Genomic DNA, 19369 nt, shown 5'->3' with positions numbered 1-19369 from the left:
TACAAATCGTAGGAAGGCTGGCCGGGCTACAGCTTGTGTCAGCCAGCACATTGGATATCTCACAAGGAATGGAGGGAAAACGATGGCGTATAAAGCTGTGAAGATTTCCAAAGGCCGTGGAGGTTGGGGAGGACCGCTTGTCGTGAAGCCCCAGCCGGGCAAAGATCTCATTTATTGTGTCACAGGAGGCGGCATACATCCTGTCGCTCAGCGCATCGCCGATCTGACAGGGGGGAAGGTATTTGATGGCTTCCGCTCTTCGGCTCCTGAAAAGCAGATTGCCTGTGTCGTCATCGACTGTGGTGGAACTGCGCGCATCGGGGTCTATCCAATGAAGAAGATCCTTACAGTTGATGTGAAGCCAAGCTCGCCCTCGGGGCCGCTGGCTAATTTTATCAATGAGAAGAATTTTGTCTCTGGTGTCAAGCCAGAGGACATTACCGTTGTCGAGTAGAAATGGCTTGCTATATCCGCGCTGGCGCATATTTTAGCTGTATCGTACCAGACATGAAATAGTTAGTGTGGGGCCGGGTCAGTTCTCTGGTCCGGTTCCCTGGTAAAGCTTCAAGGTCTGGCCTATAGAGCATGTATGTGCCGGGCACTTGCCCGTTTGCAAAAGCGCAAATGTGGCAGAGCCTTGGCGAGGATCTAAGAAGGAGGATATGTGGTTGCGCATTCCGATCAGACAGCCAGCACTGTCTGCGAGGGACAATTTGTTGTAAAATACCATGCCATAATTCAAGAGATAGGACCTACTGTTTCCGAATTTCTGCCCCATGGTATCTTGATATTCTTTGGAGAGAGCGCTCCAGCCGAGCTGCGAGAGGTCTCGCTGATCCATAATGGAACCCAGTTAGTCTCCGAGCTTATTGTCGGTGACTTGCTCAGATTTGTCCTGCCTGCGTCGGATGCCAGCGGTGAAGCCCAAATAGTTTTGCATCGCATTACCGCTGTCGGGGATATGGCAAACGCGAATCTGGCGGAACTGGGTCACCTGGTCGTGCATTTTGATGCAGCTTCTACGGCGAATCTTCCAGGGACGATCTCTGTAGAGCCTTCCCTGACAACCCTTCCTCCTGTAGGGACGATTGTCGAACTTCTTGGACTGGAGGAGAAATAACTTATGAATATGGCTGTAGCGCTTGAACAGCGCCAACGCGAGAATCGCCCGATTCGGGTAGGCCTGGTGGGTGTTGGGCAGATGGGGGCAGGCCTTATTGCCCAGATCGGCGAGATGAATGGTATGGATGTCGTCGCGGCCGCAGATATCGATCTGCCTCGGGCTGTAGGTGCTTTTCGCGCCATTGGTGTGCTCGAAGATGATATCGTTGTGTTGCCTGCTGAGGCCACTGCTGAGCAGGCGAGCGAGGCGGTGGCTGCTGGCAAGCGCGTTGTGACGAGCCATGCGGCGCTTATTCCCGATATCGCCATTGATGCTGTAGTAGAAGCAACAGGTATGCCATCGATTGGCGCTGTCATTGCCTATCGCTCAATTCTGGCCAGGCGGCATATCATTATGCTAAATGTGGAGACCGATGTCACCGTAGGATATCTGCTCAAGCGTATGGCTGATGCTGCCAATGTGGTCTATACGACTGCGGCTGGCGATGAGCCGGGGGCAATCCTGGAGCTCTATGATTTTGCCAGGACCCTGGGCTTTGAGATTATTGCGGCTGGCAAGGGCAAAAACAATCAGTTAGATCGCAGCGCTACCCCGCAGCAAGTAGCTGAAAAGGCCGCTCAGCAGGAGATGAGCCCCAAGATGCTTGCCTCTTTCGTCGATGGCACAAAGACAATGGTGGAGATGACAGCGGTGGCCAATGCTACCGGACTGGTACCCGATGTGAGTGGTATGCACGGACCACAGGCGACGCCAGAGACTCTGGCGCAGATCTTTTGTCCGAAAGAGGATGGCGGCGTTTTAGAGCACACGGGTGTTGTTGACTATGCTCTTGGCAATGTTGCACCTGGTGTATTTCTTATCTTTACCACGCATCAGCCAAAGGTGGTGAAGGATCTACAATATTTGAAGCTGGGCAATGGTCCTTACTGGGCGCTGTACCGACCATATCATCTAGCCAATATTGAGACACCACGCTCGGTTGCCCTGGCCGTGCTCTACAATCAGACAACGCTGGCTCCTAAAGGTCCTCCCGTGGCGGAGACGACGACAGTTGCCAAGCGCGACCTGCAGGTGGGTGACATACTAGACGGACTTGGTGGTACAATGGTGCATGGAAACATTGAGCGTGCAGATGTTGCCAGGGCCGAGAAGATGTTGCCCCTGGGCCTCTCGGAGCGGGCACGCGTGATTCGTCCCGTGTCGCGCGGGCAGACTCTCACCTATGCCGATGTTGAACTTGACGATCAATCATTTATTGTACATGCCCGACGTTTACAGGACTTGCTGGTAGAGTAAAAAAACGCGATGAGTTGGTTTGATGAGGCCGTTGCACGACGGCAACGCGCCCTGCGGGCCGCGGAGGCCGAAAAAACCAGATCACAAGCAGGATCAAGCGATCCTCACAAGCGTCAGCAACAAGAAGTTGAGGCGTTCGATCCGCTGCTGCAGCGCTTATTGACGGAGTATGGCGAGCATATCTTCGGGCGAAGCTTTCTGCAGAAGCGTTTTATCGTGCGCCTTGAACGTCCTGCCAGTGTCCATGTTTTGGGCGACCCGCGTGGCCGCCCGAAATCCTGGAACTGGCACTGGCATCTAGATAGCCTGGTTCGTCACATGCCAGGCGTTGAGATGCATCCTCGTTTTGCCGCTGATGGCACTATCCACGGTTTTATACTCCTTTGTGGAAAGAAACGCGTTGAGATAAGCACTACTGATGAAGAAGCCATCAAAGAAGGACTGGTATCACTGTACCTCCAATAGGGCCATTATTGCTCTCTCCATTGACATATGTGCATAGGAGGCGCTAGCATACGGAGTACCATGAATGTATGGAGTATAGAAAGCTTTGTTAGCTACGTGTGAAGTTTGGTCAATGGGAGCCTCATATGTTCTTGCTGCATGTAGTGAGGCGTGCCTACTCAGGTCTATAGAGATAGGATGTGTCTATGGCTCGTCGCTTTAATCCACGCAGTACGCCTGCGGAGAATCTACTCATTATAGTGCGCTCTGTGCCCTGGAAGCTATTAGTATTACTTGTAATTCTTGTTATAATAGCTGTACCTGCTTTTCTCTATGGGACACGGTTTGGAAGTCATCTCCTGCCTTCTCTATCCGGCTATATCTATAAGCTTACCGGGCCAGCACCGGCAGCGGCGCCAACTCCTTTGCCTGCCTACCCTGGTTTGCTACCACAGGCGGGATCGATCCAATATACGATTAAGGAGGGTGATTCGTGCGATTCGATTTTGACCTTCCAGATGCGTATGAATGATGCCGGCCAGGTCTTTAGCGATGCAAACCCTGAGACCGTTAAGGCCTTGAATGCGGCTCTGGGTGTGGATTGCCATCATATTCAGCCGGGGGCTGTGCTCAAATTATCTCCCCAATATCCCCTGGTTACCCTTGGCGGCGTTGTGCTCAAGATAGATGCAACCTCGCCACAGCAGGTCTTGCCTACGCCTTTGATTAATATACCGCAGAAGCCGTCTTCAGTTGATTGCTCTGGTGGTTGCCTGCTCACGGTACGCGTCGCGCCACAGGCGCAGGTTCGCTTACTCGTACAGACAACGCTGACAATTAACGTGGGCTCATGGGTCTGGGCGCAGGCTTTGATGGCGCGTAAGTCTGTCGCGGGCTTTGCCAATTATCCTTATGCAGATCCTGGCGCTTCATTTAATGGCATGTCATTGCATGCCTGTGATTTGCAGGTGGATAATACTCACGACGATGACTCGCTCTCCTGCGATCAGATTTCGCCTAACACGATTGATGATGATGGAGGGTCCTGGCTCCTGGGCGTCACCGGTCCGGGTGGACTTGATCACTGGAGCTACCATTTACGTGTGCCGAGTGGCACGCAAGTGATGGTCTGGCTGAGCGCGCATGGGGGTAGCTTAAAGTTCCAGGCTGGCAATCCTGTCTATCGGTATGATGCCGCTTCGCAGCTTTATGTAAAAATGTAAAGTTTGGGCTGCGTATTTTTGCTCTCAGCACGATGGGGCAAAGCAGAAGGGATGCGTTTTTGCGCATCCCTGTTTGTTATTTTGTGGCTTCGAAAAGGCCCGAAGAAGTCGTAATACGCACAGCCTTTTGTGCTTGCAAGGTTTGCTCGACAATTTGGCGCAGCATTTGTTGCTGCTGCTCGCTCAGGTGATATCTGGCGCGCCCTGAAAAAATGTAGGCCAGGAGCGGCTCGGCTTCGGTAACAACGAGCTCTCCGTCAAGGCGTGTTAGCTCTACCTTTGTGAACCAGCGAGAGAGCTCTGCCGCACCATTTTCTAGCCCGAAGGCGTGATCGTTATTTCTCCCCCAGAGCTCACTTCCACTGATCTTTTGCAGCAGAGCATTGATCTCCTGCAGATGTGCCTGGCCACCTGTAGCGGCATAGAAAAGACCGCCCGGTTTCAGGATGCGCTGGATCTCAGAGAGGGCCTTTTCTCTATCAGGGATGTGGTAGAGCATATGGTTGGCGATAACCGCGTCAAAGCTTTGGTCCTCAAAAGGGATGCGCTGGGCGTCTATAACGCGAAATATAAAAGCATGGGAGCTTTCGCTAAGGTTGTTCTGGGCTTCTTGTAACATGCCCGCTGAGAAATCTGAAAGCGTAATCTCCCAATTACTGGGGAGACGATCCTGATTGTTACGCCACAGAAAGCCTGGACCACAACCTAACTCTAAAATCCGGCTTTCTGGCCTGATATGGAAATGATCAAAGACCCAGCGTTGCCAGTCATATTTATTGGTGCTGAAGCGGGCATGTAGTTGAATGCGTGCGTTAAGATTAGTGGCGTTGTTATACTGACGAGTAAGAAGATAATTTTGATCGTTGATGCCTGTTGTCTCTGGCATGTAAACCCTTTCTAGTTCTATACATACTTATTGATCGATAGTCCACCGATCTCGGGGCTGTACAAGCTTGTGTTCCACGGCGAAGGCTGCCGCTTCACTGCGGCGCGAGAGGTCGAGCTTCTCTAAAATATGGCTCACATGATTGCGGGCAGTTTTCTCGCTTACAAAGAGAGCTTCGGCGATCTGTTTATTGGTATAGCCGCGAGCGATCAGGGCAAGTACTTCGCGCTCACGCTCGGTCAGATCTTCACCGGCGCCCGTAGGAGAAGTATTACCGGCCAGGTTGCTCATCTGTCCCATTACCTGCTTTGTTGTGTGGGGATCGAGTAAGGTCTGGCCGCTGGCCACATGGCGGATGGATTTGAGCAACTCCAGACGGCTGACATTTTTGAGCAGGTAGCCGCTGGCTCCTGCCAGCATAGAAGCGAAGACGGCATCCTCATCGGTATAGGAGGTGATCATCAAGATATGAACATTGGGATTGCGGCTCTTGATCTCGCGGCACGCCTCGATCCCGCCCATTTTTTCCATGCGTACATCCATCAAAATAATTTGTGGATCAAGCGTGCTCATCTTGGCGACAGCCTCAGCTCCATTGCTAGCTTCTCCCACGATAGCAATATCGGCTTCTGGCTCGAAGGCTGCGCGCAAGCCCAGGCGTACCATCTCGTGATCATCTACGATCATAAGCCGTATTTTTGGCATTGTCTCTCTATCCTCTCTTCCTGAATTAGACTGGCATCCAGGCGCGTACTTTGACTCCTCCAACTGCCGAGGCTGGCGTGATCTCCAGGTTTCCACCCAGTTCGCTAGCTCGGTCACGCATGCCATCCAGGCCCTGTCCAGAGTAGATGTGGGCTTGCTCATTTGTTTGGCCATCAGCTTGAAGTGTGGGAGGTAGACCGTGGCCATTATCGCTGATCTCGACTTCTATACCATCCGTGCGATAGTGGAGAAACACCTCTATGTGCGTTGCTGCCGCGTGTTTATAAGCGTTAGTGAGGGCTTCCTGGACAATGCGAAAGATGGCTGCGCCAACCTGGGCCCGCCTGTATGCCAGCTGGCTCTCCGGCATAACTGGCTGTTCCTTACCTTCAACTATTAATTTTACGGGAAGATCGCTGATCGCTTCGAATTCGCGCAGCTGGCTGGTGAGCATCTGAGTGAGCGTTGTGGTTCCCTTCATCAGAGGGCGCAGAGAGAACATATAGTTGCGGGTCTCCCACAGGGCCTGCTTGGAGATGGTTACCAACGTATTAAGGCGCTGAGCAAGAGGTGTCAATAATTCCGCATCCTCTTCCGAAGCCTCAATCAGGCGGCGGGCCTGAGTGGCGCAGGTTTCAGTATTGAGGCTCAACATAAAAATGAGCTGAGCAATGCCATCATGAATTTCACGGGCAATGCGGCTACGTTCGGCAGATGCTGCCAATTGTATAGTTTGCTCGGCCAGGCGCATGTTATCAAGGGCAATCAAGATCTGAGCCCCGGCAATGTGCAGGAAATCTTCTTGTTTACTTTCAAAGGTCATTGGTTGCCGCTTCTCGGCTCCTATGATCATTTGTACCTTGCCTTCTTTGCTGAAAGGCAGGTACAGGCTGGCGATGCCAGATTGCCGATCTCGCTCAAAATGCTGTATTTTTTGTCCTTCCTGGGCCACTTGAGCAAGCCTTGCCTGGTTCCAGGGTCCAGATTGAGAAGCTGAACCAGCACTTCTGGCTTCTGTCTGCGTCTCGATAATGGTGAGTGTGTCCTTATCCTTGCCTTCTGTCGCGGACTGGTCGGTGAGGGCTATGATCAAACGCTCAAAATGCCCACCGTGCTGCAGTTGCTCAGCACTTTTTTGCAAAAGCAATTCCTGGTTGTTTGCCTCGCGTACAATAGTTTCGGCGACGCCCAGGAGGGCGGTTTGTCGACGCACATCATCCTGGAGTTGTTTGTTGCTGTGAATATAGCGGGCAAGTAGAGATATGACAAAGGCTACTAGTAGCGCTGCAATAGGCGTATCGACAAGAGAACCGGCGATATCGATGATGTTGGGGGTATAGGCCGGACCAGATGGAGGGAAGAACATTCCAGCTAGAATAAAAAGATCATATCCAATCGCTGCAATCAGGCTGCCGCGATAGCGATAAGGAAGTGCAGCGGCAAAAGCTGTAGACATCCCATAACGATAGAAAGGCGACGAACTGCCAAAATTAGGTAGCTTACCGAAAGGGCCACTATAATAAGTCACCAGGCCGCAAATAATGACATCGAGAGCATAAATACTGATTTCCCAATAACGATTATGCGTAGCGGCGAGTGGGGTCAGGATATCTGTGTCCTCATCCTCTTCTTCCAGCCCGTGAAATGATCGCTTAATGTGCTTAAGGAAGCGAAAAGGCGTGAAATGGGCAAGAAAGACCTGTATAACTGGTGAATAAAGTGTCATGACCAGAGACTGTAAAAAAGTGATAATGAGGAGGAGGATGCAAGTATAGAAGACAGGCGTGTTTCGATAGGAGGGGCCGGAGCCCGTGATGACAATAAGGGCATAGATCCACATGCTCCAGCGCCAGATGAGAAAGAAATAGCTAGGAGTGCTGCGTAGGCGGCGTAATGTAGCATCAGGCAGCTCTTTTAGCGTGAAGCGGGCTTGCCTCATAGCATTGCACCATCCTCTTACCTGCTGCTAGAGCAGGGAACCTTAAAGTAAACGCATCCTTGTCGCTATACAAACCTGCACAGCAATAAGTCCAAGTATGCGCTTTTTTCCTGGACCTGTCAATTCTGAAGAGCTCAATGATCAGAGAGAGCGTGCATCCCAATTTTCGCCTTCCTTCTCCTCTCAGGCGGCACGAGATTGGAAGAGGAAAGCCGGCTGAGAAATAAAGGTGGGGGTTGCTGGATAGGTAGCATAAATGTGTTAAGATAGTAGTTGAGATATATCATAGATAACCATAATTGATCATAACGTATTAGTATGTTGGCTTACTAGCAAATTACCTGATTTATGTGGTATGGTATAAACACGCAATAGATTTCCACCTTGTGGCGTTTAACAAAGAAAAGGTTTGTGAAGAAAACTTTATCGGGCGAAACCCAGGTGGTAGAAAGAATTGTGTAGTAGTGCTTTAGTAAAGAAGGGACGGTTCACTATCGTGAAAAAAGCCGAGCATAAACGGGAAACGTTGTTGGCTAATCTGGGCGATCTCAACCGACCTTTACGCGTTCGACCCGTACGATATATGGGGCGTGAGTGGTGGGCGATTGCGGCCGATGACACGTGGCCTGGAATGGTGATGGATCTGCGACGCTTGGGTTTCGAAGCGATGGCTATAGAGGAAGAAGTGCTGGTGCGTGAAAGCGTTCCTGCCTATGAGACGCAGATGGAAGGTCCAACGGGGCCGGAAGGACTAAAGCCTTTCCCTGTTATCCATCCTACGATTCATATTCAAAAAGAGTCATATATGGCTCGTTATACAGGCCGAACCTATTTGGAAGAGGAAGAAGAAGAAGACACCTATGAGCCAGAGAACTTAGATTATGATGTTGAAGATGCAGATGAGGAAGAATAAATAGTTCAGGCTTTGCTGATAATATAAAGATGGTTATGTCCTGCAAAATCCCTGAGAGTTTGCTATATGCCTCTCAGGGATTTTATTTTGCTGTTGAGTGCCTTAATAGGTGCGTGGGACGCTCGGCCTTCTCAGGGGTTGCGTAGCTGGTTGAGGGTAGAGCTGGGATATCTGGGCAATTTGCAAGATCACGCGGAAGCAGCTTCCTTCTCCCTCTCTGCTTTCTACGCTGATGCTTCCGCCCATCGCTGTAACGAAATCATAGACAATAGAAAGTCCCAGACCGAAGCCGCCCGAACTCCGGGTACGTGAAGCATCGGTGCGATAGAAGCGATCAAAGATGCGTTTCTGATCCTCAGGAGAGATGCCAATGCCGGTATCGGCGACAGCAAGTTCCAGCTGATCTTGAGAGATCTGGCGTAGCGTAATGGAGACAATACCGCCATCGGGCGTATAAGTAATGGCATTACGTACCAGATTGAGCAATACTTGTGTGAGCCTTTGACGGTCTGCCATCACACGAGGAAGTACCGGGACTACACTGCGTATAAGGACGATCTGGCGCTCACGGCGGGCCAGAGGCATTAAGGTTTGATAGACTTCTTCGACCACATTTCCGGCCGCGACCGGCTCCATATTCAGGCGTAACTCGCTGGCTTCTGCGCGGGCCAATGATAATAGATCATTAACCAGCGATCCCAGTCGCAGCGATTCGCGGTGGACTATATTGAGATAGTTGCGCAAAACCTCGGGACTTGGAGCAGCTGTAGCCTCCTCATCGCAGGAGATTAAGAGCGATTCTATATGTCCCCGAATGCTAGCGACTGGCGTTCGTAACTCGTGTGAAACATTGATAATGAGCTCGTTACGGCTCTGTTCGGCCCGCAAGGCTTTAGCGCGTTCCTGTTCGGCGATTAAGGTCGCCTCGGTCAGGCGGCGTGCCTGGTCGCCCATTCCTAACATGGTTTGGCCAAAGCGAGCCCACCATTGCGTCAGGAAGTTAAGGACATATAGCCAGGAACAGGAGATAATGGTGCCAATAATGAGTGATAGGCGTATATATTGAGATAATGATGCGCCTGCTCTTCTGCCATAAAAAATCAGCGCGCAGAGATAGAAGAAAGGCAAGAAGACAAGCATGATCAGCAGAAAGACAAGACCAACAGCAATACCGGAGGGCAGTAAGCCGGCGGAGAGGCAGAAAACTGTCACGGCAAAGGGAAACTTTAAAAGTAGATAAGCAAGGCTTTTCCATAGGACAGAATTGCTTATCTGGCCCAGCAGGCGTTGATACCATCTATCATGTGGCTGTCGTGGTTTGGACATTGGCGCAATGTCGATATGTAACCAGGACATAACTAATATGCGCTCAAACGCTGCGAAGTACCAGCAGCAGGCAAGCACGCCGGCGGCGAGAGGAATGATGACAATGATAATAGGTGCAGTCATCGCAAGAACGAGGGCCAGTAGCACAAATGGAAAATAGAAGATGCCAAGAATACATGCTACAAATGTATATAGGAGATTGAGATAGGTCTGGCTACTTTGGATTGGACGTATCAGATAAGTTAGCATTGGTTACCTCTTGGCTCTTATTTCCGCACAGTGCTGGAGTGCTGCATATAGCTTTGAACTTTCTGCTTTTCCACTATATGGTATCAGTGTAGCTAGCGTATGGCTAAAATGTTACGAAACTGTGACAACTATGGATGGATCTACCTTCCACTCCTCCTGGCTCATACAGCACTCTACTTACTAACGCTATTGTATAAAACGATAGCCAACTCCCCAGACCGTCACAATTTTTTCCCCCAGAGGGCCCAATTTTTTGCGTAGCCGGGTAATGTGAGTGTCGACAGTACGATCAAAGCCATCGTAGTCGTAGCCCCATAATTGCTGCAATAGAAACTCACGGCTGAACGCTCTGCCAGGATGGGAGGCAAGCAAGAGCACGAGCTCATATTCTTTGGGAGTTAGATCGATCTCCCTGCCGTTGAGCAGGACCGCGCGCTCAGCGGCATGAATCTGCAGGGGTCCACGAATAATTGGACTGGGACCGGAAGGCGCAGCAGACTGTTGAGCGGCTGGCACATTGACTGGAGCCGGTGCGGGCGTGCGCTGGACGCCACGCTGGTCAAGATCGACGCGCCTTAAGATCGCTCGTACACGTGCCGTAACTTCGCGAATACTAAAAGGTTTACTGATATAATCGTCGGCTCCGACTTCCAGGCCCAGGATGCGATCAACTTCTTCGGTGCGCGCTGTGAGCATAATAATAGGCACTAGATGCTTTTGCCGTATGCGGCGACAGACTGATAAGCCATCCAGGCCGGGTAACATCCAGTCCAGCAGGACCAGGTGTGGATGATATGCCTCGACATGGGTCAGGGCTGTATTGCCATCGAAAGCCTGATAAACGAGATGGCCTTCGGCTTCTAGTTCGGTACGGATCAAGTTACAAATGTCTATCTCGTCCTCAACTACGAGAATGGTAGCCATGAACGCGCCTCCTGCATACCTCTTATCGTTAATGCTTTATGTCTATATTGTCACATGCCATCAGGACGATTTACAAGTGGGAAAGGTGCTATTCTGCCTGAGACAGATAGCTGAGGAACGCTTGTTCCTCTCGTGCGCACAATCTTGATCTGGCAGATCACATTATGCACCAGTACCTTTTTCTGGAACCCACATGGGCACAAAAGATGACCGATAAATGGCCATGATATTTTACATAGAAATACTAAATTGATTGATGAGGCTAATTGTATCGTCTATAGTGTAAACTACTGCGCAAGATCTGTCGATATGTGTTGCTTAGAAAGTAGCCAAAAGTAAGCGGAACTGAAATTCTGTAAAGCGAAAGCTAAGGCTCAACGCGTAGCGGCGCCAAGCCTTAGCTGTTTAGCGAGTGATGAGCACCACTAATAGAGATCTATGGCGTCCTCATCTTCTTCATGAATATAATATTCGCTCTGGTTCTCCAGCAGCATCTGTAAGCGCTGCATTTTTTCCTCGTGTTTGCTGCGCGGTGGCAGCGTGGGTAGGGAAAGTACAAGCTCAAAGTCGTCATCGGCAGCAATCCGATTAAAGCGTTCAAAGCCGCAGCCAAGGCAACGATGAACCAGGACATATTCTCCCTTAGCCCGCTGGAAGGTACCGATGGGCTGCATTTTAGCTCCACAGGTGCTCATCCTATCCCCCGAGTGCTGATCATCAACGTGGCAAGAATAAAGGCAGAACGGGCAGTGATTGCGATGATAGCCACCTGAAGGCGGTGGACCAATAAAACGTCGGCAATGCTTGCACTTAAAGTCCTGACCCGCTAAACGTCTGTTACGATGCCTCGGTGTATAGTCTGTATGGCGATATTGCCTGCCTGAACCTCGCGAATGGCGATATGTTCGCACTGTATGACCTCTTATTCTGTATTTTCAATCTATGAAATGTTGCTTGAACAGGTTGCAAAAACTGCAAGGTGAGCGTGTGGTCAAACACCGCGACTGAACATACCGCTGGTTTACGCATAAAGAACCTCTCTTCTAGTGCTGTGGTCAAGATCTAAAACTCCTGATACCTGGAATAGGATTAGGAGGGATGAGGATCTATTTTACTCGTGCCTGGGCCTGCTCGATAAGCTGACATGACGTTGCTACGCGCGGGCCGATTTCTCGACTTCTGGCATGCTAAAATAGGCTTGCACGAAGCGAAAAAGGCAAACTCATCCCCGGGTCGGGAAAACAAGGTAGAATCAGTGAAGGAGGAGGCGCAGGGATTGCTGCTTCTTGAAGAAAGAATGGAGCTCGCGGGCAAAATGCCTTTAAGCTGTTGTCATTGAAACTTTTCTTACGTAAGAGGGTGCAAGAAAAGGTAACGTATAAAAGCCAAACTTACATGAGGCTTCGACCTTTATAAGGGAAGCTCAAGCCTGTATAAGTGGCAAACACCCATTGGATAAGCACAAAACGCTAAGATAAGCTCAATGGACAACTAATAACACAGCAATCCGCTGCGCCGAGTGGGTATTGGTCCGTACATAAAAGAACCTTTCTAGTTCGTGTTACTTATTAGTATAGAGTTATTGTTGGAAAAAGTCAATTCATCAGGCTATTTTTTCTTAAGCAATTCCACTCCCTTGACTTTTGGCTTTTAGAAGGCTATATTTCTATTAGCTGTTCGAGTGACTAAATAAGCTGAAATGGTCATATCATTATTAAAAAAGGAGAACACCTTTGGTATATCAGGGCCAGCAAGCGAATCCCCAGGCACAAGAATTCACCAGGCGTGAGGCGCGCGCGCACCGTATTCTAGATGCGGCGGCGGCTTTGATCCTACGCTGGGGCTACAATAAGACCACTCTTGATGATATTGCCAGGCAAGCCGGAGTGGCGAAGGCTACCATGTATCTGCACTGGAAGACCAGGGAAGAGCTGTTTGCGGCGCTCATCAGGCGCGAAAAAGTAGTAGTCGCAGAGGATATTAAGCAACGCGTTAGCGCCGATCCCGAGGGTACTACACTTTCCGGGCTGCTCAAACACTCGGCGCTTGCTCTTCTGCAGAGCCCGCTGCTGAAAGCAGTTATTATGCGCGATATGGAAGTGCTTGGCAAGCTGGCTCATAGAGAGCAGAGTAATGCGGCCCATTTGGAGAAGATGGAGGGTTTCAAACTCTATTTTGAATTTTTGCGTGAGCATGGCCTTGTGCGTACTGATCTCAGCTTGACCAAACAGATATATATGTTTTCGGCCATCTTTACCGGATTTTTTCTCGTTGCCCCATTGATGTCTGATGAATATGCGCTTTCTGACGAAGAGATGGCGGAACTAATGGCCGAGACTGGGAAACGTATCCTTGAGCCTGCTCATGCTGCTTCAACTGCTGAATTGCAGAAAATCTCTTCAATCTTTTTGCAGTACCTGGATCGTTCTGTAGAAATTGCGCGTGAGCAATTTCAGAAAGAAGTAGAGGCATGACACTTCAAGAGATCGCAGTGAGCGATAAACAGGATATTCCTCTCGTTTTAGCGCTGGATGATGCCGCTGCCCAGCTTTCATTTGTGGGTGGAAAAGGAGCTTCTCTGGCCCGCCTCGCTGGGGCCAATCTTCCCGTACCTCCTGGCTTTCATATTACAACCAGGGCCTATCAGCGTTTTGTCACGGAAAATGGGCTGCAGGAGCAAATTCTGGCCGCCGTCTCGACTGCTACCCCTGAGCAGCCTGCCACGCTCAAAGAGGCTTCAGAGCGGATCAGTAAGCTTTTTATGGCTGGGGTGATGCCAGAAGAAATCTCCGAGGCAATCTGCCAGGCCTATGCCCGGCTTGGTTCGGCTGATGTTCCGGTCGCTGTGCGCTCCTCGGCCACGGCTGAAGACTTGCCTGAGATGTCCTTTGCGGGCCAGCAGGAGAGCTATCTCAATATGCGGGGGCAAGCCATGCTGCTGGATGCCGTGAAACGTTGCTGGGCCTCCCTCTGGACTGCACGTGCTATTGGCTATCGGGCGCGTAATCATATTGCTCCGCAGGATGTAAGTCTTGCCGTCGTAGTGCAAGAGCTGGTGTCTGCTGATGCTTCTGGCGTGTTGTTTACTGCCAACCCGTTGAACGGTAGTCGGCAAGAGGTAATGATTAATGCAGCCTGGGGATTAGGTGAGGCTATCGTTAGTGGGCTGGTGACGCCGGATACGATAGTTGTGGAGAAAGCAAATGGTGCCGTCCGCTCAATGGAGGTTGCCGATAAAGCGCTTATGACCACGCGTGTGGCTGAGGGGACGCGTGAGGAACCAGTACCACAGGATCGCCGGTACACGGCCGTCCTGGCGCCATCCCAGGCCGCTGAACTGGCTCAACTTGGCACACAAATCGAGCAGCTCTATGGGCAGCCGATGGATATTGAATGGGCCCTGCAGAAGGAGCGCTTCTTTATCGTCCAGGCTCGCCCGATTACCACATTGTCCGAAACTGCCAACAGTGCGCAACCCCAGCCAGCTCTGCAATGGCAGCTTCCCAATGCGCAGGGGCGTTATGTGCGCGCCAGCGTATTCGAATTACTGCCCGACCCTCTTTCGCCGCTGTTTGCCACGCTCGGCCTTCCTGAGTGGTCTAAGGTGATGGACTCATTAATGGCAGAGCTCCGTTTCTCCTTTCCAATGGATATGTTCGCCATTATTAATGGATATGGTTACTATGATATAACTCTTACAGCTTCTCAGGCGGCCAGGACGATGCTCTCCATGCCACGTCTCCTTGGCATCGAACTTCCGCGCCTGTTTCGTAGCGCTGAGCAGCGCTGGCGGCAGGAACATGCCAGATATGCGGAGCTCGTCAAACGCTGGCAGGTTGTTGATCTAGAGACTGAATCTGCCGAAAACTTACTGGCTGGCGCTCAGGAGATTGTTGCTAAAGCAGCGTGGTACTATCTCTGTATCCAATCCGGCATTCTGCCAGATGCCTACATGAGCGAGATGTTCTTTACAATTGCCTATAATCGGCTCATTAAGCGTCGTGGAGATCCCACAGCTACTACGTTCCTGCTGGGCTATGATAGCATACCTATTCAGGCAGAGAAATCTCTGTACGATCTGGCCCGCTGGGTACGTGTACAGCCACAGCTTGCCGAGGCCCTGGCAGGTATGTCGAGTGCGGAATTTGCCTCTGCCTATCAGCGTGAGCAGATAGAGGGTGTGGATAAAGAATTATGGGCAGAGTTTCGGCAGCGCTTCGAAGCTCACCTGGCAAAATTTGGGGCGGCAATCTATGATCTCGACTTTGCAAAACCTGTCCCTGCGGAAGACCCGGCCTCTTTGCTTGAAGCCCTCAAGTACTTCTTGGATGAAGAGGCGCCTGCTCCTTATATTCGCCAGCAAAAAACTGCATCGGCTCGTGTGCAGGCTGTGCAGGCGACCCTCTTGCGCTTGCGAGGTCTGCGTTTACGGCTATTCCGAAAATTATTGGGGTGGGCCCAGCATCTTGCGCCTTTACGCGAGAACGCTCTTGCCGATGTGGGCTTAGGTTGGCCAATTTTGCGCCGCATGCTGCGCGAGATTGGGCGCCGCATAACTGAAGCCGGTGTTGCCAATGAACTTGATGACGTGTTCTGGCTCACTCTGGATGATCTGCATGTGGCCACAAAAGCGCTTGATGCGCAGCAGCAGCTCGTAGATTATCATACCGTTGTCGCCGAGCGGCGGGCTCTCTGGGAGAGAGAGCGTGCCGTGCCGCCTCCTGCAGCCTTGCCCATAAAAGGCGGCGCGCGCTTCCTTGGCATGGATTTTAGCCGCTTCATGCCGGCGCAGACCGAGCAGGCTGAGGGCGATACGCTTAAGGGAATTGGAGCCAGCCCGGGTTGTGTGACTGGCCCGGCGCGCGTGATTATCAATCCCAGCGAGTTTCATCAGATGAAGCAAGGCGATATCCTGGTCGCGAGAATTACCACTCCGGCCTGGACTCCTCTCTTCTCACTGGCGGCAGGTGTGGTGACCGACGTGGGCGGTCCACTCAGCCATAGCTCAATTGTGGCGCGCGAATATCACATCCCAGCCGTGCTTGGCACTGGCGTAGCGACGGAGCGCCTGCATAGTGGACAACGTATTACGGTTGATGGGGATGCCGGTACCGTGACGCACGCCCGCTGAATTTGTGCCGCTCACAGCAAGAATAAGCTGTCAGTGGAAAATAGATAGTCAGCACGAGAGGTAGAGATCCCTACCTCTCGTCGGCTTCTAGAGACTAAAAATTTAGCGCGCTCTATGACTCAGGCAATAATCGCCACTGTCTCAAAGACCTTAGAGGCCAGCTTCGCGTTGCCTTGAATGCTGGCCTTACTTCTTGCCAGTTCTGGCGTAATGCCTTTAGTAAACAATTTCCAGGCAGTTTCCGGATCAAGTGTGACTGTGGTGGTGGGAGGAAATGCTGTCTCTGCGAACAGAAGCCAACCTGTCCCGTGGCGCTGCAGGAACCAGCTTGTGGCCACATCTCCTGTCACGCTCAATTGGATAACTGTATCTTTGGTCGCCTCGACCGAACGGAAGGTCCAGGGTAAGGCCCTGACGAAGGTATCGAGTATGGGCGTGAGGAAGGTAGCTTCGGTCAGCCCTGGTCGCTCAAGTGCCTCGCGTATATGCTGCTGATGATGCCAACGTTCGGTATATTCGCGCGCGACATCAAACCAGACCGGAGCGGGATCAGGACCGGCCCAGCTCACGGGACCGTTCAGTGCCATGAGGTCGAGGCTCTTGAAGTATTGGATAACCTGGTGCCCGGTGCTGTCGAGGAGCTCGCAAAGCAGGCGTGGGCTTATTCCGCGCGTAGCCTCGACCCACAAGGCGTTCTGCTGGTTGATGCGGCTAACCAGATCGGGCCCAGGTGGCAGTAATGAAGACGTATCCTTATCCCTTCCTCGGGAGAGCTGGCCGATTTCATCGCCAAGCAAGTGCAGAGCAACATCCTTGACCGTCCAGCCGACGCACGGCGTAAGCCTGCTCCATTCCTCTGTGGATAACGGGCGCAGTAACTGTAGTAACTGGTCGAGCATCGGTTCAAAAAGCTCAACTACAAAGATTGGTTCAACTGGTTTCATAGCTCACTTCCCTTGTGTGACGTCTTCTTCAGGCACGTCCTCGATAATCTCCGTGACGGGAACTCCTAATGCCTTTGCGATCCTGTTGAGCGTATCAGTACTGATAATTTTGACAGGGTTATTGAATATCTCTCGAATGACGTGATAGCTCACCTCGGATCGCAAGGATAATTTATGCATAGACATGCCTTTTTGACGAGCTACTTCTTTCACGCGAAGGCGTAGCATCCTATCTCCATCCTCGCACGTGCTGAAATTTTTCAGCGCCAGCTAATGCGGCATCCTGAGCCTTCCATCTGCTGCAAGGTATAAGTTTGTTCCATTTATGTAGTCTCATAACTTATTTCTCTTGTGCGGCCTCTTGTTCATCAGGGACTCTCTCGTATAGATCCATGACAGATATATTGAGCGCTTGCGCTATTTTGTCAAGCGTAGATATTCTCACATCTCTGTAGGGATCATGGATCATCTCCTGAATGGTGTTAAGAGAGAGATATGCCATGTGAGAAAGCCTGCTCTGGCTCACCTTCTTTTCGCGCAGCACTTCTTTTAACTTAAGCCTTATCATTTGTCGCTTTCTTGCTCTATAAAGTCCGCGCTTATCTGCTTGTAATAAGATCTGTTGGTGATGAAAATCCCAAAATTATCTTAAGCTTATTACTAGTATATATCTATTTGCAAATCAAAGCTTTAATAGCATGCGGGGATAGATGGCTTTGGTTGCATGCAATCTTGCTTGCAAGAGCTGTTGTGTTTCTTCAGAACTTAGTTTGCTGCCATGCCTCAAACTAAAGCCATTTCGGATCGGCACTAAAGAGAAGAGCATCACGCTACAGTCTTCCCTTGTAGCGTGATGTTTTGGCTTATTTCTGTCTCTGTGCGGAGACGGAGATGGGCGTTTTTTCCTGACGGACAGAAGCGTTTTGTAGTGCGGGCCGACGTTTATTCAACCAGCCTGTAAGCCACCAGATAGCGCCAGCTGCTAAGATAATGAACATTGGCTCAAGCGGAGCGCGGAAACGCGGAATGCCGTAGAGAACTATCGATTGCGCTACCGTCATCAGAATCAGGAAGTAGATAAAGAGCAGGTAGCGCCAGCGTTTCCAGGTAGCGGCCAGGCCACAGGCGGCCAGAATGAGTACGATAGGCGTGATGATTTCCATGAGCATCACCACAAACTTGGAAATGGGCCGATCGGGAAAGCGATTTATAGGTAGATCTGCCTCTTGCGATGTTGCTTGCCAGGTGTTGACAAAGTGAAGTCCAAGCATGTAGGGCATTTTATCGAGATGGGTTTGCATCCATTGTTCCGCATAGTATCTATATGTATTGTCGCGCTGCACTTCGCAAGGGCCAGAGCATAGATCCTTGCTGGGGAACTTCTGCGCAATAGCTGGGGTTGATTCATCGGGAATAATCCAGATGCCCAGGTAGCGGCCATTCTGGTATGTTGGGTCTGCCGTCTGATCATTATAGGCTCCGAGCAATACCTTTCCATCACCTACAGCGAGTGGAATGAGAGCATGAGTTACTGTATAGTTGCGTATTGTCCAGGGAGCGATAAGAGCCAGCGAGACTACAGAAACAATGATCGCTCCTTTAATTACCTGGGTGCCAGGAAGCATCTTTGTACGCCACATGATAAAGATCCAAACGAGAAAGACAGGAAGCAGGGCAAGTCCGTTGGGTCGAGTGAAGGCCAACAGTGCGATAAGCACGCCACTGAGTGCCATCAAGCCCCAATGAGGTTTAATCTGTAGCCGGTAGAGAGTGTAGCATAGGGCTAGCAACAGAAATATATAGAGCGACTCGGTATATAACCACGCATCATATATAAAGAGAAAGGGGTAAATAGTGCCAATGAGCCCGGCTAAAATCCCAATACCTTTGCCAAATAGATCTTTAGCAAAGAAATAAATCAGTAAGCAGGTGGCTGCACCTACAACGCAAAGGAAAAAGCGTACATAGTGATCCTGCGACCCTAGAGCGCCATAAATAGCAGCGATGATCGCAGGCCAGAGAGGAGCCCGGTCCACAGTTGGTAGCTGTGAATGTAGACAGTAACAATGCTCATGTAAAATATTAAAGGCGATGCTCTGGTAGGTTGCCGAGTCGTGCAGTGGGTAATAATCTTTTGCCCCCAGTACGTTATAGGCAGCGCGCACCACAAAAGCGAAAACAAAAATACCGACAGCAGGGACCAGTGCCATAAATGGCAAACGCTGTTGCTGCTTCATTTTCACGATCCTCTTGGTGTTAGGATGTC

Annotated in this window: 18 protein-coding genes; 8 read left to right on the top strand and 10 right to left on the bottom strand. The window is 50.8% G+C overall.

Going from position 1 to position 19369, the window contains the following annotated elements; genetic code table 11:
- Positions 1 to 82 precede the first annotated feature (82 nt).
- The 5 genes from EPA93_RS22025 (at position 83) to EPA93_RS22005 (ending at position 4086) form a co-directional block, all read left to right on the top strand.
- Positions 83 to 454, top strand: coding sequence for a PTS glucitol/sorbitol transporter subunit IIB (locus EPA93_RS22025; protein WP_129889578.1), 372 nt, complete (start codon positions 83 to 85; stop codon positions 452 to 454).
- Positions 455 to 664: 210 nt separating this feature from the next.
- The gene (locus EPA93_RS22020; RefSeq protein ID WP_129889577.1) at positions 665 to 1120 is read left to right on the top strand and encodes a PTS glucitol/sorbitol transporter subunit IIA; all 456 of its coding nucleotides are present in this window, start codon (positions 665 to 667) and stop codon (positions 1118 to 1120) included.
- A 3-nt stretch (positions 1121 to 1123) separates the two neighbouring features.
- Positions 1124 to 2419, top strand: coding sequence for an NAD(P)H-dependent oxidoreductase (locus EPA93_RS22015; protein ID WP_129889576.1), 1296 nt, complete (start codon positions 1124 to 1126; stop codon positions 2417 to 2419).
- Positions 2420 to 2428: 9 nt separating this feature from the next.
- Complete coding sequence (locus tag EPA93_RS22010; RefSeq protein WP_129889575.1) at positions 2429 to 2884, top strand: hypothetical protein; 456 nt, start codon at positions 2429 to 2431, stop codon at positions 2882 to 2884.
- 185 nt (positions 2885 to 3069) lie between these two features.
- Positions 3070 to 4086, top strand: coding sequence for a LysM peptidoglycan-binding domain-containing protein (locus EPA93_RS22005; RefSeq protein WP_129889574.1), 1017 nt, complete (start codon positions 3070 to 3072; stop codon positions 4084 to 4086).
- Between the two features lie 76 nt (positions 4087 to 4162).
- Here the strand turns inward: EPA93_RS22005 and EPA93_RS22000 are convergent, their stop codons facing one another.
- Genes EPA93_RS22000 through EPA93_RS21990 form a run of 3 tightly spaced genes read right to left on the bottom strand, consistent with a single transcriptional unit; the run spans position 4163 to position 7616 of the window.
- Positions 4163 to 4972, bottom strand: a complete 810-nt coding sequence (locus tag EPA93_RS22000) for a class I SAM-dependent methyltransferase (RefSeq protein ID WP_129889573.1) — start codon at positions 4970 to 4972, stop codon at positions 4163 to 4165.
- A gap of 27 nt (positions 4973 to 4999) precedes the next feature.
- A complete protein-coding gene (locus EPA93_RS21995; protein ID WP_165423320.1) occupies positions 5000 to 5677 on the bottom strand; it encodes a response regulator in 678 nt (225 codons plus the stop codon).
- 25 nt (positions 5678 to 5702) lie between these two features.
- Positions 5703 to 7616, bottom strand: a complete 1914-nt coding sequence (locus tag EPA93_RS21990; protein ID WP_129889571.1) for a sensor histidine kinase — start codon at positions 7614 to 7616, stop codon at positions 5703 to 5705.
- 496 nt (positions 7617 to 8112) lie between these two features.
- Here EPA93_RS21990 and EPA93_RS21985 point away from each other — a divergent pair, with 496 nt between their 5' ends.
- Positions 8113 to 8529 carry a hypothetical protein gene (locus tag EPA93_RS21985; protein WP_129889570.1) on the top strand — a complete coding sequence of 139 codons (417 nt, stop codon included), beginning with the start codon at positions 8113 to 8115 and terminating at the stop codon, positions 8527 to 8529.
- Positions 8530 to 8631: 102 nt separating this feature from the next.
- On the opposite strand, the gene EPA93_RS21980 is transcribed toward EPA93_RS21985, so the two are convergent.
- The 3 genes from EPA93_RS21980 to EPA93_RS21970 form a co-directional block, all read right to left on the bottom strand.
- Entirely contained in the window at positions 8632 to 10104 is a 1473-nt protein-coding gene (locus EPA93_RS21980) for an ATP-binding protein (RefSeq protein WP_129889569.1), read from the bottom strand.
- 186 nt (positions 10105 to 10290) lie between these two features.
- Positions 10291 to 11028, bottom strand: coding sequence for a response regulator transcription factor (locus EPA93_RS21975; protein WP_129889568.1), 738 nt, complete (start codon positions 11026 to 11028; stop codon positions 10291 to 10293).
- A gap of 425 nt (positions 11029 to 11453) precedes the next feature.
- Positions 11454 to 11939, bottom strand: a complete 486-nt coding sequence (locus EPA93_RS21970) for an RNHCP domain-containing protein (RefSeq protein WP_165423319.1) — start codon at positions 11937 to 11939, stop codon at positions 11454 to 11456.
- An 822-nt stretch (positions 11940 to 12761) separates the two neighbouring features.
- Here EPA93_RS21970 and EPA93_RS21965 point away from each other — a divergent pair.
- Positions 12762 to 13502, top strand: coding sequence for a TetR/AcrR family transcriptional regulator (locus EPA93_RS21965; protein ID WP_129889566.1), 741 nt, complete (start codon positions 12762 to 12764; stop codon positions 13500 to 13502).
- A complete protein-coding gene (locus EPA93_RS21960; protein ID WP_129889565.1) occupies positions 13499 to 16159 on the top strand; it encodes a PEP/pyruvate-binding domain-containing protein in 2661 nt (886 codons plus the stop codon). The genes EPA93_RS21965 and EPA93_RS21960 overlap by 4 nt, the downstream gene beginning before the upstream one ends.
- A gap of 119 nt (positions 16160 to 16278) precedes the next feature.
- On the opposite strand, the gene EPA93_RS21955 is transcribed toward EPA93_RS21960, so the two are convergent.
- The 4 genes from EPA93_RS21955 to EPA93_RS21940 form a co-directional block, all read right to left on the bottom strand.
- Positions 16279 to 17103 (bottom strand): maleylpyruvate isomerase family mycothiol-dependent enzyme, encoded by an 825-nt coding sequence (locus EPA93_RS21955; protein WP_129889564.1) that lies wholly within the window; start codon positions 17101 to 17103, stop codon positions 16279 to 16281.
- A 3-nt stretch (positions 17104 to 17106) separates the two neighbouring features.
- Complete coding sequence (locus tag EPA93_RS21950) at positions 17107 to 17331, bottom strand: helix-turn-helix domain-containing protein (RefSeq protein WP_129889563.1); 225 nt, start codon at positions 17329 to 17331, stop codon at positions 17107 to 17109.
- Positions 17332 to 17443: 112 nt separating this feature from the next.
- The gene (locus tag EPA93_RS51030; protein ID WP_129889562.1) at positions 17444 to 17671 is read right to left on the bottom strand and encodes a helix-turn-helix domain-containing protein; all 228 of its coding nucleotides are present in this window, start codon (positions 17669 to 17671) and stop codon (positions 17444 to 17446) included.
- A 295-nt stretch (positions 17672 to 17966) separates the two neighbouring features.
- A complete protein-coding gene (locus EPA93_RS21940; RefSeq protein WP_165423317.1) occupies positions 17967 to 19340 on the bottom strand; it encodes an ArnT family glycosyltransferase in 1374 nt (457 codons plus the stop codon).
- Between the last annotated feature and the right edge of the window lie 29 nt (positions 19341 to 19369).

The sequence above is a fragment of the Ktedonosporobacter rubrisoli genome, assembly GCF_004208415.1.
In the GTDB taxonomy this organism is placed as follows: domain Bacteria; phylum Chloroflexota; class Ktedonobacteria; order Ktedonobacterales; family Ktedonobacteraceae; genus Ktedonosporobacter; species Ktedonosporobacter rubrisoli.
The sequence above is the reverse complement of the archived record's forward strand: the minus strand, read 5'-3'. Positions and strand labels throughout refer to the sequence as shown.

Excerpts from the sequence above, each read along its gene's own strand:
- EPA93_RS21975 (WP_129889568.1), bottom strand. The coding sequence starts at position 11,028 with ATGGCTACCATTCTCGTAGTTGAGGACGAGATAGACATTTGTAACTTG.
- EPA93_RS21990 (WP_129889571.1), bottom strand. The coding sequence starts at position 7,616 with ATGAGGCAAGCCCGCTTCACGCTAAAAGAGCTGCCTGATGCTACATTA.
- EPA93_RS22000 (WP_129889573.1), bottom strand. The coding sequence starts at position 4,972 with ATGCCAGAGACAACAGGCATCAACGATCAAAATTATCTTCTTACTCGT.
- EPA93_RS21950 (WP_129889563.1), bottom strand. The coding sequence starts at position 17,331 with ATGCTACGCCTTCGCGTGAAAGAAGTAGCTCGTCAAAAAGGCATGTCT.
- EPA93_RS21960 (WP_129889565.1), top strand. The coding sequence starts at position 13,499 with ATGACACTTCAAGAGATCGCAGTGAGCGATAAACAGGATATTCCTCTC.
- EPA93_RS22010 (WP_129889575.1), top strand. The coding sequence starts at position 2,429 with ATGAGTTGGTTTGATGAGGCCGTTGCACGACGGCAACGCGCCCTGCGG.
- EPA93_RS21955 (WP_129889564.1), bottom strand. The coding sequence starts at position 17,103 with ATGAAACCAGTTGAACCAATCTTTGTAGTTGAGCTTTTTGAACCGATG.
- EPA93_RS22025 (WP_129889578.1), top strand. The coding sequence starts at position 83 with ATGGCGTATAAAGCTGTGAAGATTTCCAAAGGCCGTGGAGGTTGGGGA.
- EPA93_RS21940 (WP_165423317.1), bottom strand. The coding sequence starts at position 19,340 with ATGAAGCAGCAACAGCGTTTGCCATTTATGGCACTGGTCCCTGCTGTC.
- EPA93_RS51030 (WP_129889562.1), bottom strand. The coding sequence starts at position 17,671 with ATGATAAGGCTTAAGTTAAAAGAAGTGCTGCGCGAAAAGAAGGTGAGC.
- EPA93_RS22015 (WP_129889576.1), top strand. The coding sequence starts at position 1,124 with ATGAATATGGCTGTAGCGCTTGAACAGCGCCAACGCGAGAATCGCCCG.
- EPA93_RS21980 (WP_129889569.1), bottom strand. The coding sequence starts at position 10,104 with ATGCTAACTTATCTGATACGTCCAATCCAAAGTAGCCAGACCTATCTC.
- EPA93_RS22005 (WP_129889574.1), top strand. The coding sequence starts at position 3,070 with ATGGCTCGTCGCTTTAATCCACGCAGTACGCCTGCGGAGAATCTACTC.
- EPA93_RS21995 (WP_165423320.1), bottom strand. The coding sequence starts at position 5,677 with ATGCCAAAAATACGGCTTATGATCGTAGATGATCACGAGATGGTACGC.